Origin of the sequence: Streptomyces sp. NPDC053750 (genome assembly GCF_044544295.1) — a bacterium.
GTDB lineage: Bacteria > Actinomycetota > Actinomycetes > Streptomycetales > Streptomycetaceae > Streptomyces.
Map to the genome: position 1 here is coordinate 1 of NZ_JBITXB010000020.1, position 15,966 is coordinate 15,966.

General features: G+C 72.8%; 12 protein-coding genes and 1 pseudogene. 8 read left to right on the forward strand and 5 right to left on the reverse strand.

The genetic code is table 11. The annotated features are described in order from the left end of the window. A partial coding sequence (locus ACIGO6_RS35450; RefSeq protein WP_399883766.1) for a maltotransferase domain-containing protein occupies positions 1-734 on the reverse strand: 734 nt, incomplete at its 3' end. A gap of 314 nt (positions 735-1,048) precedes the next feature. Between ACIGO6_RS35450 and ACIGO6_RS35455 the strand changes: the two genes are divergently transcribed. After that, a complete protein-coding gene (locus tag ACIGO6_RS35455) occupies positions 1,049-3,667 on the forward strand; it encodes a glycosyltransferase family 1 protein (RefSeq protein WP_399883768.1) in 2,619 nt (872 codons plus the stop codon). Between the two features lie 18 nt (positions 3,668-3,685). Here ACIGO6_RS35455 and ACIGO6_RS35460 read toward each other — a convergent pair whose 3' ends face one another. Together ACIGO6_RS35460 and ACIGO6_RS35465 are read right to left on the reverse strand one after the other, a co-directional pair. Then, complete coding sequence (locus ACIGO6_RS35460; protein WP_399883770.1) at positions 3,686-4,195, reverse strand: DUF1990 family protein; 510 nt, start codon at positions 4,193-4,195, stop codon at positions 3,686-3,688. A gap of 79 nt (positions 4,196-4,274) precedes the next feature. After that, positions 4,275-6,317 (reverse strand): M4 family metallopeptidase, encoded by a 2,043-nt coding sequence (locus tag ACIGO6_RS35465; protein ID WP_399883772.1) that lies wholly within the window; start codon positions 6,315-6,317, stop codon positions 4,275-4,277. Between the two features lie 559 nt (positions 6,318-6,876). Here ACIGO6_RS35465 and ACIGO6_RS35470 point away from each other — a divergent pair. The 7 genes and pseudogenes from ACIGO6_RS35470 to ACIGO6_RS35500 all read left to right on the forward strand — a co-directional run. Continuing rightward, positions 6,877-7,263, forward strand: coding sequence for a hypothetical protein (locus ACIGO6_RS35470; protein WP_399883774.1), 387 nt, complete (start codon positions 6,877-6,879; stop codon positions 7,261-7,263). A 223-nt stretch (positions 7,264-7,486) separates the two neighbouring features. Next, positions 7,487-7,951 (forward strand): zinc ribbon domain-containing protein, encoded by a 465-nt coding sequence (locus tag ACIGO6_RS35475; RefSeq protein WP_399883776.1) that lies wholly within the window; start codon positions 7,487-7,489, stop codon positions 7,949-7,951. A 338-nt stretch (positions 7,952-8,289) separates the two neighbouring features. Continuing rightward, positions 8,290-8,616: a response regulator transcription factor gene (locus tag ACIGO6_RS35480; protein WP_399883778.1), complete on the forward strand. Its 327-nt coding sequence runs from the start codon at positions 8,290-8,292 to the stop codon at positions 8,614-8,616. A 19-nt stretch (positions 8,617-8,635) separates the two neighbouring features. Next, a complete protein-coding gene (locus ACIGO6_RS35485) occupies positions 8,636-9,262 on the forward strand; it encodes a TetR-like C-terminal domain-containing protein (protein ID WP_399883780.1) in 627 nt (208 codons plus the stop codon). A gap of 598 nt (positions 9,263-9,860) precedes the next feature. Continuing rightward, complete coding sequence (locus ACIGO6_RS35490) at positions 9,861-10,589, forward strand: thioesterase II family protein (RefSeq protein WP_399883955.1); 729 nt, start codon at positions 9,861-9,863, stop codon at positions 10,587-10,589. Between the two features lie 37 nt (positions 10,590-10,626). Continuing rightward, positions 10,627-12,189 (forward strand): DHA2 family efflux MFS transporter permease subunit, encoded by a 1,563-nt coding sequence (locus ACIGO6_RS35495; protein WP_399883782.1) that lies wholly within the window; start codon positions 10,627-10,629, stop codon positions 12,187-12,189. A 37-nt stretch (positions 12,190-12,226) separates the two neighbouring features. Continuing rightward, positions 12,227-12,373, forward strand: a pseudogene (locus tag ACIGO6_RS35500) (BTAD domain-containing putative transcriptional regulator); the annotation flags it as partial. Between the two features lie 24 nt (positions 12,374-12,397). Here the strand turns inward: ACIGO6_RS35500 and ACIGO6_RS35505 are convergent. Together ACIGO6_RS35505 and ACIGO6_RS35510 are read right to left on the reverse strand one after the other, a co-directional pair. Further along, positions 12,398-14,155 (reverse strand): ABC transporter ATP-binding protein, encoded by a 1,758-nt coding sequence (locus ACIGO6_RS35505; protein WP_399883784.1) that lies wholly within the window; start codon positions 14,153-14,155, stop codon positions 12,398-12,400. Beyond that, positions 14,152-15,951, reverse strand: a complete 1,800-nt coding sequence (locus ACIGO6_RS35510) for an ABC transporter transmembrane domain-containing protein (protein ID WP_399883786.1) — start codon at positions 15,949-15,951, stop codon at positions 14,152-14,154. Before ACIGO6_RS35510 ends, ACIGO6_RS35505 begins: the two co-directional genes overlap by 4 nt. Between the last annotated feature and the right edge of the window lie 15 nt (positions 15,952-15,966).

Consider the following 15,966-nt stretch of genomic DNA (forward strand, 5'->3'; position numbering starts at 1 on the left):
CGGGCGGCGGTGCGGAAGGTGCCGTGGGGGCGGTCGGGGGTGCCCTCGGAGCGGGGGAAGAACTCGTACCAGGCGCCGTACAGGGCGCGTTCGCGCTCGACGAGCAGGGGCAGTGGGTCGGAGGTGGTGACCAGCTCGCGCAGCGGATGCCGGGCCAGCACCGCGGCGACCTCGGGCGTCAACGCCGCCGCCAGCCGCGACGCGGCCGGGCGGGTCTCGTCCCGCAGCGCGTCGACGGCGGCGAGCAGCTCGCTCCGGTCCGCGCTCCGCGGCACGCCCGCGGCGGCGCGCTCGTAGAGCCGGGCGCCCTCCTCCAGGACCAGGTCGGTGTCCATGCCCGCCGGGATCTTGATCTGTGCGTGGTGTTTCCAGGTGGTGACCGGGTCGCCCCACGCCTCCACGGTGTACGACCACGGTCCGGGCTCACCGGCGGTGACGGTGGCGCCCCACCGGTCGGTGCCCGGGGCCAGTTCCCGCATCGGCGTCCACGGACCCGGCCGGCCGCGCGGGTCTCTGAGGACGACGTTGGCGGCGACCGCGTCGTGGCCCTCGCGGAACACGGTGGCCGATATCTCGAAGGACTCGCCGGTGACGGCCTTCGCGGGCCTGCGTCCCTGCCGGACCATCGGGCGGACGTCCAGGACGGGGATGCGTCCGACGACGGTGGTGCCGTCCGCGCGGGGCGCCCCGTCAGGCGCCGCGGGGGATGCTGACGAATGGTGCGTGGCGGGCATGACCGCTCCTGTCCGCGTCAACGTGGGTGGGCGGATGACTCTGGGGAGGTGGGTCCTGCTGGGGGGTGCATGTGGGGTGTACCGCAGGAGCCTTCCCACACTGTTCGGGTGGGCAATCCGGCACTTTGTTACCTACTCACGCGTATGTCGACACACGCGACGACCCTGACTCGACACCTTCCCCGCCGGGAGATCGTCACGCCGGTGGTTATTAGCCCGTCCGGTGATCGAGAACGACACCTTTCAGGCCGAATCGGAGTTCCGAGGGCGAAGCCCCCGGCGGGGGACACATCAACGCCGGTAACGTCGTCGGGGTGAAGGCGATCCGTCGACTGACCGTCCGTCCCGTTCTCCCCGACCCCCTCCGGCCGCTCAGTGATCTGGCCCGGAACCTGCGCTGGTCCTGGCATCCGGAGACCCGCGACCTCTTCCAGTCCGTCGACCCCGAGTGCTGGACCGCGTCCGGCCGCGACCCGGTACGGCTGCTCGGCACCGTCCCGTCCGCGCGCCTCGCGGAGCTGGCCGAGGACCGGCGCTTCCTGCGCCGGCTGACCGCGGTGGCCGACGACCTCGACCACTACATGACCGGCGACCGCTGGTACCAGGCCCAGTCCGGCCGGCTCCCCGCCGCCGTCGCCTACTTCTCACCCGAGTTCGGCATCACCGCCGCCCTGCCCCAGTACTCCGGCGGCCTCGGCATCCTGGCCGGCGACCACCTCAAGGCCGCCAGCGACCTGGGCGTGCCCCTCGTCGGCGTCGGCCTGCTCTACCGCCACGGCTACTTCCGCCAGACCCTGTCCCGGGACGGCTGGCAGCAGGAGCACTACCCCGTCCTCGACCCCCACGAGCTGCCCCTCGTCCTCCTCAAGGAGCCCGACGGCACCCCCGCCCACGTCGCGCTCGCGCTGCCCGGCGGCCGGGAGCTGCGCGCCCGCGTCTGGCTCGCCCAGGTCGGGCGCATCCCGCTGCTGCTCCTCGACTCCGACGTGGAGGAGAACGACCTCGGCGAACGGGGCGTCACCGACCGGCTCTACGGCGGCGGCAGCGAACACCGGCTGCTCCAGGAGATGCTGCTCGGCATAGGAGGTGTCCGGGCGGTACGGACGTACTGCCGGCTCACCGGCCACGCCGGGCCGGAGGTGTTCCACACCAACGAGGGCCACGCCGGCTTCCTCGGTCTGGAGCGCATCGCCGAACTCTGCGACGAGGGGCTCGAATTCGACTCCGCGCTGGAGGCGGTCCGGGCCGGGACGGTCTTCACCACGCACACACCGGTCCCGGCCGGCATCGACCGCTTCGACCGCGAGCTGGTCGCCCGCCACTTCGGTCCCGACGCCGAGCTCCCGCGCATCGACGTCGAACGCGTCCTCAGGCTCGGCATGGAGACGTACCCCGGCGGCGAGCCCAACCTGTTCAACATGGCCGTGATGGGCCTCAGGCTGGCCCAGCGCGCCAACGGCGTCTCCCTGCTGCACGGCGGGGTCAGCCGGGAGATGTTCTCCGGACTGTGGCCCGGCTTCGACGCCGACGAGGTGCCGATCACCTCCGTCACCAACGGCGTGCACGCACCGACCTGGGTGGCACCCGAGGTGTTCCGGCTCGGCGCCCGGCAGATCGGCGTCCAACGGGCCGAGGACGCGCTGACCGTCGGCGACTCGGACCGCTGGGACTCCGTCGCCGACATCCCCGACCAGGACATCTGGGAGCTGCGCCGCACCCTGCGCGAGCAGCTCGTCGAGGAGGTGCGGGAGCGGCTGCGCGCCTCCTGGCGGCAGCGCGGCGCCGGGACGGCCGAGCTGGGCTGGATCGACGACGTCCTCGACCCCGACGTGCTCACCATCGGGTTCGCGCGGCGTGTCCCGTCGTACAAGCGGCTCACGCTGATGCTGCGCGACCGGGACCGGCTGATGGACCTGCTGCTGCACCCCGAGCGGCCGATCCAGATCGTCGTCGCGGGCAAGGCGCACCCGGCGGACGACGGCGGCAAGCGGCTGGTGCAGGAGCTGGTGCGGTTCGCGGACGACCCGCGGGTGCGGCACCGCATCGTGTTCCTGCCGGACTACGGCATGGCGATGGCGCAGAAGCTCTACCCGGGCTGCGACATCTGGCTGAACAACCCGCTCCGTCCGCTGGAGGCGTGCGGCACCTCCGGCATGAAGGCGGCGCTCAACGGCTGCCTCAACCTGTCGGTGCTGGACGGCTGGTGGGACGAGTGGTACCAGCCGGACTTCGGCTGGGCGATCCCCACCGCCGACGGCGCGGGTACCGACCCGGACCGGCGCGACGCCATAGAGGCCGCCGCCCTCTACGACCTGCTGGAGCAGCGGGTGACCCCCCGCTTCTACGAGCGGGGCGCGAGCGGGCTGCCCGACCGCTGGATCGAGATGGTCCGCCGGACCCTGAGCCTGCTCGGGCCCAAGGTGCTGGCCGGCCGCATGGTCCGCGAGTACGTCGAGCGGCTCTACGCCCCGGCGGCCGAGGCGCACCGCGCGATGGACCCCGACTCCGCCCGGTCGCTGGCCGAGTGGAAGGCCCGGCTGCGCAGGGCCTGGCCCGGGGTGAGCGTCGGCCATGTGGAGACCTCCGCCGCCACCGCCCTGGCCGAACTCGGCACGACCCTGGGCCTGCGGGTGCGGGTGAACCTCGGCGACCTCGCGCCGGAGGACGTGGAGGTGCAGGCGGTCTCCGGCCGGGTGGACTCCGAGGACCGGATCACCGACGCGACGACGGTGCCGCTGAAACCGGTGGGCGGCCCCGACCTGGAGGGCCGCTGGGTGTACGAGGGGCCGCTCGCCCTGGACCGCACCGGCCCCTTCGGCTACACGGTCCGGATCCTGCCCGCGCACCGGCTGCTGGCGTCCGGCGCGGAGCCGGGGCTGGTCGCGGTGCCCTCGGACGAGCTGGCGCAGGCGGCGGGAATGCTGATGAGGTGACCGTCGGCGGCGGCGCGGTCAGTCCTGCTCGTCGCCGCCGCTCAGGCGCCGCAGGACGGTGCCGCAGCGCCGGGCGTACGCGTGCTGGAAGGCGCGGGCGGCCGGCCCGCCGGCCTTGGCGTACCACTTCGCCGGGCGGCTGAAGGCGTTCACGGTCAGCCAGACCGTGCCGTCACCGGTGCGGTCCACGACGAACGCCTCCTCGCCGGACTCGGGGTGGCCGGGCAGCGTGCCGTAGGCCCAGCCGGCCCGGCGGGGTTCCTCCAGGGTCCACACCACCCGGCAGGGCGCCTTGATCATCCCGGCGAGGGTGACGGTGACGTCGACGCCGGGCGCGGCACGCTCCGCGCTCGCGTCGATGCCGACGCCCATCTCCCGGTGCATCTCCCAGGTCAGCACGGCCTCGACCGCGCGCCGGAACACCGGTTCGCCCTCCCCGAGGCGGGTGCGTACGTGCAGGGGGCGGAAGCCGGGCGGGCAGTGGCCCTGCTCGCGGGTGGCGCCGACGTCGTCGTACGTGAAGGACATGGGCACCAAGGGTAGGGCGGCACCCTGGAACTCGGAGTTCCGGGTGCCGCCCCGTCAGACCGTGTCCGGGTTTTCCGGCTTACGGGAAGGTGAGCCGCCAGGCGTCGATGTAGCCGGTGTCCTGCCGGCCCTGGTCCTGGACGCGCAGCTTCCAGGTGCCGTTGGCCGACTCGGACGAGGCGTTGACCGTGTAGGTCTCGTGCACGTCCGCGGCCGGGTCGTAGCCGCTGCTCTTCAGCAGGTACGCCGTCCCGTCGGGCGCGATCAGGTCGATCCGCAGGTCACCGCGCCAGGTGTGCACGATGTCCACGCCGACCTTCAGGTTGCTCGGCGCGTTCCCGGTGCGACCCGAGACCGTGACCGAGGAGGTCACCGCCGACCCGTAGTCGGGGATGGTGACGTTCGTGCCGCTCTCGAAGGTCGTGCCGTCGCCGCCACCGCCGTCACCGGGGCGGGAACCGACGTTGATGCCCGCCCACGCGTGCTGCACCGCCGTGTACTCGGCGCTGTCGGTGCCGTACAGCTCACCGGCCGCCGCGAGGGTGCCGGTGCGGGCGCCCGCGTAGTTGGTGGTCGACGTGAACTTCGTGGTCAGCGCGCGGAACCAGATCTTCGCGGCCTTCTCGCGGCCGATGCCGGTGACCGGGAGGCCGTCCGAGGTGGGCGAGTCGTAGGTGACACCGTTGATGGTCTTGGTGCCGCTGCCCTCGCTCAGCAGGTAGAAGAAGTGGTTGGCCGGGCCCGACGAGTAGTGGACGTCGATGTTGCCGATGCCCGAGTACCAGGAGTCCTTGGACGCGCCGTCCTTGCTGGGCTTGTCCATGTAGCGCAGCGGGGTGCCGTCGCCGTTGATGTCGATCTCCTCGCCGATGAGGTAGTCACCGACGTCCTCGGAGTTGTTCGCGTAGAACTCGACGGCCGCGCCGAAGATGTCGCTGGTTGCCTCGTTGAGGCCGCCGGACTCGCCGCTGTAGACGAGGCCCGCGGTGTGGGAGGTGACGCCGTGCGTCATCTCGTGCGCGGCCACGTCGATGGACGTCAGCGGGTTGGCGTTGCCGGAGCCGTCGCCGTACGTCATGCAGAAGCAGGAGTCCGACCAGAAGGCGTTGACGTAGTTGTTGCCGTAGTGGACGCGGGAGTAGGCGCCCACCCCGTCGCCGCGGATGCCGGAGCGGCCCTGGACGTTCTTGTAGTAGTCCCAGGTCAGCGCCGCGCCGTAGTGGGCGTCGGCGGCGGCCGTCTCGGCGTTGGACGCAGCTCCGTTGCCCCACACGTCGTCGGGGCCGGTGAAGAGCGTGCCGGTGCCGGAGGTGCCCCGGTTGAGGTTGTACGTCTTGTGGTTGCCGCGCGTGGTGTCGGTCAGCGTGTACGACGACCCGGACTGCGCGGTGCCCAGCGTCACCGTGCCGCTGTACATGGTGTTGCCGGTGCCGTTGTGGATCGCCTGGTACTCGAAGAGCTTGGCGCCGGTGGCGGCGTCGGTGACCACGTGCAGCTCGTTCGGGGTGCCGTCCTCCTGAAGGCCGCCCACGACCGTCTCGTACGCCAGGACCGGGGTGCCGTTCGCCGCCCAGATCACCTTGCGCGGTGCGCGGTCGGCGTCCGGCGCCTTGGCACCGGCGGCCTTCGCGGCGGCCACGGCCTGCGTCTCGGCCTTCGCGGCGGAGATCTTCGGCGTCACGGTGGCCGGCTTGATCGCCTTCTGCGTGGCCTTCACGACCCGCTCGGTCTTCCCCGCGTCGGTGGTGACGACCAGGTCGCCGCCGAGGACGGGCAGGCCGTCGTAGGTGCGCTCGTAGCGGGTGTGCACGGTGCCGTCGCGGTCCTTGAGCACATCGCGGACGACCAGCTTCTCCTTGGCGCCCAGGCCGAGTTCGTCGGCGGTCTTCGCCTTGGTGGCGTTGGCGTCGGCGATCAGCTCGGCGCGCTGGGCCGGGGTGAGCGTGACGGACTCGGCGCCCGGTGCGGGGGCCTGCCGGGGGGCCGCGGTGGCGGCGCCCGACTGGACCGCCGTGGCGATCAGCGCGGCGACACCGGCCAGGGCGACGGCCGCGGCGCGGCGCTGGGTGGTGCGGCGGGAGGGGGTGTGGGAGGTGCGTCTGTGGGGAGTACTGCTGCTCAACACTGACTCCTTCTGCGTGGCCGCGGGTCGCGCGGCCAGGGAAGACCGGACGACGGGTGGGCCGGCCGGGCGGTACTGGGCGGTACGCAGTGACCACGTGCTGTGAGCGGGCCGCGGCACAGCGCTGATGAGCACGCTGTGGGGGCGCTGTGGAGCGGCCGTGGGAAGAGTGGCAGGAGAACGGGACTCTTGTCAGGAGCGCGTCAGTAAGTTGGCCGGAAATGGTTCGTTGTCCGGGCGTTCATGTTCGATATACGGAAGCGACGCCCGGGTGCGGTACTGACCGGCCGCTCAGTCGGTCCACGGCGACCGGTCCGAGTGCCGGCGCGACGGGGAGGGGTGACGGCCCGATCGGTCTGCCGTCGGGCGCGGATGCGGCTGGCCCTTCGGCTCATTCTTGCGAGGAACCCCGGGGCTTCAGCCCCGGGAGGAACCGCAACCTCATGCAGCGAGGCGCGCAGCGCCGCGGTGTCGCTGTGTGCGTCCGGCTGCGCAGCGGCCGGGGTCCCGCTCCCTCGCGGGGGCATGGGGGTGGGGGGTCAGGCTGCTGCCGACGCCCGTGCAGGCGGCGACTCTGGAGGCGACCCTGCGTGCCTGCAATCAGGCGGCCACCTGGGCGAGTGAGGTGGCCTTCGAACATGGGGAGTTCAAGAACTTCGCCCTGCGCAAGCTCACCTACGCGCAGGTGAAGTCGCGGTGGAGCCTGGGCGCGCAGGCGGCCCAGCATGTGGTCAAGAAGGCCTGCGACGCGTACGCCACGCTGAGGGCGAATCTGAAGGCGGGACGTCTGGGTCGTCCCGGCTCGGCACACCACCGCCGTGCCACCGAAAACCCTGTTGCCTTCCGTCCTCATGGTGCGCAGCCGTTCGACGACCGGATGCTCTCCTGGCAGATCACCCAGCGGACGGTATCGGTGTGGACCACCGGCGGGCGGATGAGAACGTGATCTTCACCGCCTCGCCGGAGCAGCTGGCCACGCTCGCGCTGTACAACCACCTCGGACGGCGAGATCATGGCCGGACGAGCCCTCAACCGGATCCGGGCCCGTGAACGCGGCCTGCGCGCCAAACTGCAGAAGAAGAACACCCCGTCCGCCAGACGCCGGCTGAACAAGCGTCGCCGCAAGGAAGCGCGACGGGCCAAGGACATCAACCACAAGATCGCGAAACATGTGGTGGCCGAGGCAGAACGCACCGGTCGCGGAATCGCCCTCGAAGACCTCACAGGCATCCGCGAACGGGCACGGCTCCGCAAGCCAACGGGCCACCCGCTCCAGCTGGGCCTTCGCCCAGCTGGGCCAGTTCATCGCGTACAAGGCCCGCCGCGTGGGGGTGCCGGTGGTGCACGTCGATCCGGCGTACACCTCCCAAACCTGCGCCGAGTGCGGCCACATCGACAAGGCGAACCGGGTCCGTCAGGCCCAGTTCGCGTGCCGGTCCTGCGGATTCGTTGATCACGCCGACCGGAACAGCTCCCGCAACATCCGCGCCCGCGCGCGGCAGTTGTGGCGACGCGGGGCCCCGTCAACGGCCCCTCCCCCCCCGCAACCGCGGCCCGGGGCTGGACGCAAACTGAGCATCACCGCCAGTGATGCCCCGTTGTGCAAGCCCGGGACTTCAGTCCCGGGTCGTTGACGTACTCCGTTCGCAGATTGTCCGCGGCCCCGGCTGAGAAATGGCTGGCCTGCGTCGGCGAGGACAGAGCGGGCCCGCTTCGAGTGCGGCGCCTCCGTGTCGTGAGGCGAGGTGGGCGGGCGTGGGTTGCTGCGGACGGCGCGGCACATGTCGCGCGGGTCATGGCGGTGCTCTCGGAGAAATCTCGGGCGCACCGCACTGCACTGGCGTGAGCAGTCGGTGCCGGCGGGGGGACTGGTCGAGGCGGTGGACGTGGTGAGGGCGTACTCGACTGGTCGGGGCTGACCCCGAGGGTCTTCGCCGACGCGGTCGCCGATGTCCAGGCCGGCAAGTTCTACGTGTCGGCCACCCTCGTGCGACGGGCGCTGCGGCAGACCCAGCCGGCCCCGGCCGACGTACGGCCCTGGGGCCCGCCCGGTGCCCTGCTCACCCCGCGCGAGCTGGAGGTGCTCCACCTGGTGGCCGAGGGCCTGAGCAACAAGCAGGCCGCCCGCCGGCTGCAGATTTCCGAGCACGGAGTGAAGCGCCTGGTCGGCAACGTGCTGGCCAGACTCAACTGCCCCAACCGGACGCTGGCCGTCGTCCGGGCGATGGAGGACGGACTGCTCTCCGGCGTCGGCCAGACGGCCGGCGCGAGGGAGCAGTCCACGACACATGTCGCCTAGAGTGAGGTAGCCTGGACAGATGTCCGCATCGGTCGCGAAGACGGCACAGTCCGCAGGGCCCGCCCAGTCCGCGCAGCGGCGTGTCGATCCCCGGATCGTACGGACGCGCGGGTTGCTGCGGGCCGCCGCCCTGGAGCTCGCGGCCGAGCAGGAGCTGCAGTCCATCACCATCGCGCACGTGGCCGAGCGGGCGACCATCAACCGCGCCACCGTGTACCAGCACTACCGCGACCTGGACGAGCTGATGCTCGACGCGATGGAGGACGAACTCGCCAAGCTGGTCGGTCTGGCCGCACGCTGTCCGCTCGTCGTCCTCCCGGCGGACATGCCGCGCGAGTTCGTCGACGTGTTCCGCCACATCGAGGGCGACATCACGCTGTACCGGCGGATGCTCGGCCCCTGCGGCTCCGCCCGCTTCGTCAGCCGGCTGCGCCAACTCCTCGCCGAGCAGGTCGCGGGTCAGCTGGCGGACGCCGGGGTCGGCAGGCCCGACGAGGCCGGCGTCGAACTGCGCGCGCACTGCTCGGCCGGGGCGTTCATCGGCCTGGTCAGCTGCTGGCTGTTCCGTCCGCAGCAACTGACCGCGGACGAGGCCGCGGAGCACGCCTGGCGCGGACTGCACATGGTGGGCCGGCCCGCCGCGTAGAACGTCGAGGAACGCAGGGCAGCGGGCCCGTCTCTGGCTGCAGAGGCGGGCCCGCCGCCCGCTTCCGCCGTGTTCCCGGTCGGTCGCGGAACCGTGTCACCTGCCCGAACGGTCAGCTCGTGGGGGTCTTGGCCCGCTCCGCCCGCACCGCGATGGTGGTCGTGCGCAGCCGAGGTGACGCAGGTGCGCACCACCACACGGGAGAAGGATTCATGGCGAGCGAACGTCCGGCGGCCGACGGGCCCGGCACAGCGGTGGCGGCACCCGTGCGCGGCAGCATGCTCTCCGCGCCCGAGGCGCTGGCCGGTGAGCAACTGGCCTCGCGGATGGGCATCGAGGTCGTCTCGGCCGAGCCCGAATACCGCACGGCCGCACCGCCCGGCTGGCCCTCGCCGTGCGGCTGGTGGACACCGGCCGGCTCACGGTGCGCGGCGAGGCGCTGGTGCGGCTGCCGGGCGGACCGCGACCGTGAGCCGGCCCGCCGAGCCGTGGCTCCGGCCGACGCCCTCGGACGGGGACTCGGTGGCGGTCCGGCTGTTCTGCCTGCCGTACGCGGGCGGCAGCGCGAGCGCCTTCCGGGCACTTCACGCGGTGCCCGCTGCCCGGCCCCGGCGAGCGCCGGGCCGAGGCCGTCGCCGTGCGGCTGCCCGGGCACGGCAACCGCACGGCCGAGCCCGCGGTCGACGACGCCCGGCTGCTGGCCGTACGGCTGGCCGCAGCCCTCGGCCCGTACCTGGACCGCCCCTACGGCATCTACGGCATCTACGGCATCTACGGCCACAGCATGGGCGGTCTGCTGGGCCTCGCTCTGGCCCACGAACTCGCCCGCGCCCCCGGGCGGCGCCCGCCCGCCGCGCTGTTCGTGGGCGCGAGTCCGCCGCCCGCGTCGGTGCGCCCCGAGGCAGCCTGGCACGGCTCGGAGGCCGAGCTGGTGGCGTGGCTGCGCGCGGCGGGCGGCACCCCGGCGCCCGTGCTGGCCGCGCCCGCCCTCCTGGAGCTGCTGCTGCCGGCGCTGCGGGCCGACCTGGCGCTGGTCGCCGGGTACCGGCGCCGGCCGGGGGAGCGGATCGCCGTCGCCGTGCACGGCTTCGCCGGGACCGACGACGCTCTGGTGCCGGGCGCGGCGATGGGGGGCTGGGCGGCCGAGACCACGGTGGGGTTCACGCTGTCCGAAGTGCCGGGCGGCCACTTCTTCCTGGCGGACCGCGCGGCTTCGTCACCGTCCTCGACACGGTCGCGGAGCGGCTCCTTACCTGACACATGGCTACTAATCAACATCTGTTGTGTAGACGACAGATGTTGTGGAACGATGACGGTGCGGGATTAGCCCGCGAACCACGACCGTCAAAGGGGAGCAAGCCGTCGTGAGCACGGAACAGGCGCCGACCGGCCCGGAGAGCGGGGCGGACTCCGGGCGCATCACCCCGGAGCTGTGGTGGCTCAGCGGGACCATGGCCTTCGGTGGCTTCGCCAGCCTGCTCGACAGCACGATCGTCAATGTCGCCATCGGGCCGCTCGCCCGCACCTTCGACTCCTCGATCTCCACGGTGCAGTGGGTGGTGACCGGCTACCTGCTGGCCCTGTCCGCGGCGATCCCGCTCAGCGGCTGGGCCGCCGCGCGGTTCGGCGCCAAGCAGATGGTGATCTTCGCCCAGCTGCTGTTCCTGGCCGGCTCGGTGCTCGCCGGGCTCGCCTGGTCGGCGCCCAGCCTCATCGCCTTCCGGCTGATCCAGGGCATCGGTGGTGGCTTGGTCGTCCCGGTCGGCCAGGCGCTGCTCGCCCAGGCCGCCGGGCCGCAGCGCCTCGGCCGCCTGATGGGCATCGTCTCCATCCCCTCGATGTTCGCTCCGCTCATCGGCCCCACGCTCGGCGGCGTCCTCATCGACCACCTGAGCTGGCGCTGGCTGTTCTTCATCAACGTGCCGTTCTGCCTGATCACCATCGCCCTGGTCGCCCTGAAGGTGCGCAACGTCGTACCGCCCACCAAGGACGCCAAGCTCGACGTGGTCGGTCTGATCCTGCTCATGCCCGGTCTCAGCGCGTTCCTGTACGGCCTCTCGGAGGCCGGCGCGAAGGGTGGTTTCGGCGACACCCGCACCCTCGTCGCCCTGGTCGCCGGAGTCGTCCTCCTCGCCGTCTTCACGCTCCGCGCGCTACGGGTGCGCATCGAACCGCTCGTGGACCTACGGCTGTTCCGGCGCTCCGGCTTCCGCAACGGCACCCTGGCCAACCTCGCCCTGAGCTTCGCGATGTACGGCGTGATGATCCCGCTGCCGATGTACTTCCAGCTGGTGCACGGCTCCAGCGTCACCGAGTCCGCGCTGCTCCTGCTTCCGCAGAGCATCGGCTTCTTCATCGGCGTCGTCCTGATGAACCCGCTGACCGCAATGCTCGGCGCCCGCGGCCTGAGCGCGGCGGGTGCCGTCCTCGCCGTCGTCGGCACCGTCCCGTTCGCCGTCATCGACGCCGGCCCGAACCAGGTGTTCCTCAGCGTCGCCATGATCGTCCGTGGTCTGGGGCTCGGCTGCTCGATGCTGCCGACCATGACGGTGGCGTTCAGCAGCGTGCCCCGGGAGCTGGCGCCGAGCGCGACCAGCGGCTTCAACGTCTTCCAGCGCGTCGCCTCCTCGCTCGGCACCGCCGTGCTCGCCGTGGTGCTCCAGCAGCACATGCAGGACCGGCTGCCGGCCGGCGGCCCGACCGTCGCCGAGGTGGCGCCGGGCAGTGACGTCGCCGAGGGCCTGGCGCCCGCCTTCGGCCCCCCGTTCTGGTGGGCGCTCGTCTTCACCGCCCTCGCCCTCGTGCCCTGCCTCTTCCTGTCGGGACGCGCCCCCGCACCGGCTCGGACCGGGCGGCCGGGCGGCGGTCCGGCCCCGGACGGCCAGGACACCGCCCGCACCGACGAACCGGCCGCCAGGACCAGGTGAGGCAGGGGAGCGAGCGTACTTCCCCCGGCTCTCGCGACTTCACCTCTTCGCCCTGCGCGCATGCGGTCGCCGAGCCGACGCACTGGAGCTCTACCAGGACGCCCGCCGCACCCTGCGCGAGGAGCTCGGCCTCGAGCCCGGCAGCCGGCTGCGGGATCTGCAGCGGGAGTTGCTGGCCGGCTGAGCCGCCGCGGAGACCGAGCGCCGGTCAGCGACCGGGCCTCGGCGACGACTCCCCGTGCCAGGACCCCCACAGCGCCGCGTACGCCCCGCCCGCCGCCACCAGCTCGTCGTGCGTGCCCAGTTCGGTCAGCCGGCCGCCCTCCATCACGGCCACCCGGTCCGCGTCGTGCGCGGTGTGCAGACGGTGCGCGATGGCGATGACCGTACGACCCTTCAGCACGGCGGCGAGCGCGCGCTCGGTGTGCCGTGCCGTCGTCGGGTCCAGCAGGGCGGTGGCCTCGTCGAGGATCAGCGTGTGCGGGTCGGCCAGCACCACCCGGGCCAGGGCGAGTTGCTGCGCCTGCGAGCCGTCCGTCCGGTGACCGCCCGTGCCCAGCTCGGCGCCGAGACCGTCGGGCAGGTCCCGCACCCACTCCTCGGCGCCCACGGTGGCGAGCGCGGCCCACAACTCCTCGTCCGTGGCCCCCGGTTCGGCGATCAGGAGGTTGTCGCGGACCGTGCCGAGAAAGACGTGGTGCTCCTGGGTGACCAGGACGACCTGCCGGCGCAGCCGCTCGGGCTCCAGACCGGCCACCGGCACCCCGCCCACCGTCACCGAGCCCTCGGTCGGCGCGTCGACGCCCGCCAGCAGCCTGCTCAGCGTGGTCTTGCCCGCCCCGGACGGCCCCACGACCGCCAGCCGCTCACCCGGCCGCACGGTCAGATCCACGCCGTGCAGCACCTCCCCGCCCCGGTCGTAGGCGTAGCGCACCCCGCGCACATCGATCCGGTCGTCCACCGGGGCCGGCGAGTCCTCCGTCGCCGCCCGCTCGGCCCGCGCCAGCCCCTCCACCCGGGCGAAGGAGGCGCCACCGCTCTGCAACTGCTCGATCCGCATCAGCACCTCGTCCAGCGGCACGGCCAGCTGCTGGAGGTACAGCGCGCACGCCACCACCGCCCCGAGGCTCACCGCCCCGTGCGCGAGCAGCACGCCGCCGATCATCAGCACACCGGCGACGGGGAAGATGTAGGAGGCGTCCACCGTCGGGAAGAACACGCTGCGCAGATACAGCGTGTGGAACCGGGTCCGCCGAGAGACCTCCAACGCCTCCCGGTTCGACGCCACGCGCCGCTCACCCAGCCGGAACGCCTCGACCGTACGGGCCCCCGCCACGGTGGCGGCGAGGCTCTCGGCGACGTCCGAGGTGGCTGCCCCCTCGGCGAGATACGCGGCCCGCGCCCGCCGCAGGTACCAGCGCAGCCCGAAGCAGACCGGCGTCAGCCCCAGCACACCGACCAGGCCGAGCAGCGGGTCGAGGACGAACACGGCACAGCTGAGGAACAGCGCCTGCACGGCGTTGATCAGCAGCTCCGGGCCCGCGTCGCGCAGCGTCGTGCCGACGGTGGACACGTCGGCCGTGCCGCGCGTCGTCAGGTCGCCGGTGCCGGCACGCTCCACCACGGAGGCGGGCAGGGCCAGCGCCCGGTCCACGAACCGCTCCCGCACCCGGGCGAGCGTCCGTTCACCGAAGCGGTGCCCGACGTACCGCGCCCAGCGGGCCAGCAGCAGCTGGGCCAGCGAGCACAGCAGGATGGCGAGCGCCATCCGGTCCACGGCTCCGACCCCGCCCCCGGCGCGCACCTCGTCGACGATCCGGCCGAGCAGCCACGGGCCCGCGAGCCCGGCCAGGGCGGCGAGCGCGTTCAGACCCAGGACGACGGCGAAGGACCTCCGGTCGGCGCGGACGAGGTGGGCTGCTGCCCGGCGGACGTCGGGGCGGTCGGCGACGGGGAGCTGTGTCACTGGACCACCTCGTCGTCCCGTGCGACCAGAGACCTGTATCCCGGCTCGGTGTCGAGGAGTTCCCGGTGGGTGCCGGTGGCGACGACCTTGCCGTCGACCAGGTAGTGCACGACGTCCGCCTGGTCGAGCATCAGCGGGGAGGTGGCGGCCACCACGGTCGTACGGCCCTTGCGGGCGTCGCGCAGGCGGTTCGCCACGGTGGACTCCGTGTGGGCGTCGAGGGCGGAGGTCGGTTCCACGGCGAGCAGGACCTCGGGGTCGGTGAGGAAGGCCCGGACCAGGCGGAGGCGTTGGCGTTGGCCGCCGGAGAGGGTGCGGCCTTGGGCCGCGACGGGGGTTTGCAGGCCGTCGGGGAGGGCTTGGACGATGTCGTCGGCGGCAGCGGCATGGATTGCCTGGGTGAGGTGCGCGTCTGCGTCTGCCTCGGCTGGTTGCTGGGCGTCTGCGGGTTTGGTGTGGCTGGTCGCGCCCACGCGGCGGAGCCGCACATCGATACTGCCCGCGCCCCTGACGTCGGGTTCCGCATCACCGATTACATCGCGCAGGTGGCCTGCGAAGAGGTCGGCCTCCGCCTCCGCGACCAGGATGCGGGGCCGTACCTGTGCGAGGCGTACCTCGTCCAGGCGGACCTCGCCCCACGTCACGTCGGACGGGGTGTACCGGCCCAGACGGTCGACGATCTCGGCGGCGTCCGCGGGGCGGGGGCCGGCCAGGGCGGTCAGGCGGCCGGGCAGGACGCGCACGCCGGAGGCCGGGTCGTACAGGGGCGAGGGCTCCGCGGGGGCGTCGCGGGTACCGGTGTCGGGCTCGGGGTCCAGGCGCAGGAAGGCGACGACGCGGCGGGCGGCCACCACGCCCCGGCTGAGCTGGTGGCCCATCTCGATGAGGAACGCCACCGGCCAGCCCAGCGCCACGACATAGCCGTACACCGAGACCAGTTCGCCCACGCTGATGTGCCCCTGCGCGGCCTGCCGCGCGCCCAGCCAGGTCACCAGCGCCAGGAACAGCATCGGCAGCCCCACGCCGAGGGCCTGGATCCAGCTGGTCACCGCCCCGACCTCGTAGCCCTGCGCGCGCAGCCGCGCCGAGTCGCGGCGGAAGGCGTCCGCGACCAGGCTCTTGCCGCCCAGCCCGTTCAGCACCCGCAGTCCGCCCGCGAGGTCGCCGATCCGCGCGGTCAGCACCGTCTGCCGCTCCCGGTACTCGGCCTCCCGGCCCTGCAACCGCCCCATCAGCGGCCCCAGCAGCACACCGAGGAGCGGCACGCCCAGCAGCACCACCAGGGCGAGCTGCGTCGAGACCGAGAGCATCAGCGCACCGACGGACGCATAGGCGACGACCGCTCCCACGCCGGGGCCCACGGCCGTCAGCGACTGGCTGATCGTCTGCACGTCGCCGACGCCGATGGTGACCACCTCCCCGGTCCCCACCTGCCGGCGCAGTGCCGCGCCCAGCCGCACGGCGTGCCCGACGACGACCTTGACCGTACGGAAGTTGGCGTCCATCCGGACCCGCGTCATCGTGCGGTGCCGCAGGACGCCCAGCCAGGCGTTGAGCATCCCCACGGCGACCAGCGCACCGGTCCACAGCCCCAGCGCGCCCAGGTCACCCGGCTCCAGGCCGTGGTCGACCGCCCGGGCCATCAGATACGGCGTCGCCGCCAGCAGCACCATCCAGATACTGGCGAACACCGCGCCCGCCGCGCACCGCCGCCACTGCCGCCGGACCAGCCACCCCAGGTAGTGCCGGCCGCTGCGACGGTCGGGCGTGCCGGGGTCCTCGTACGCGTCGATCATCGTGCCCGTCCGTCC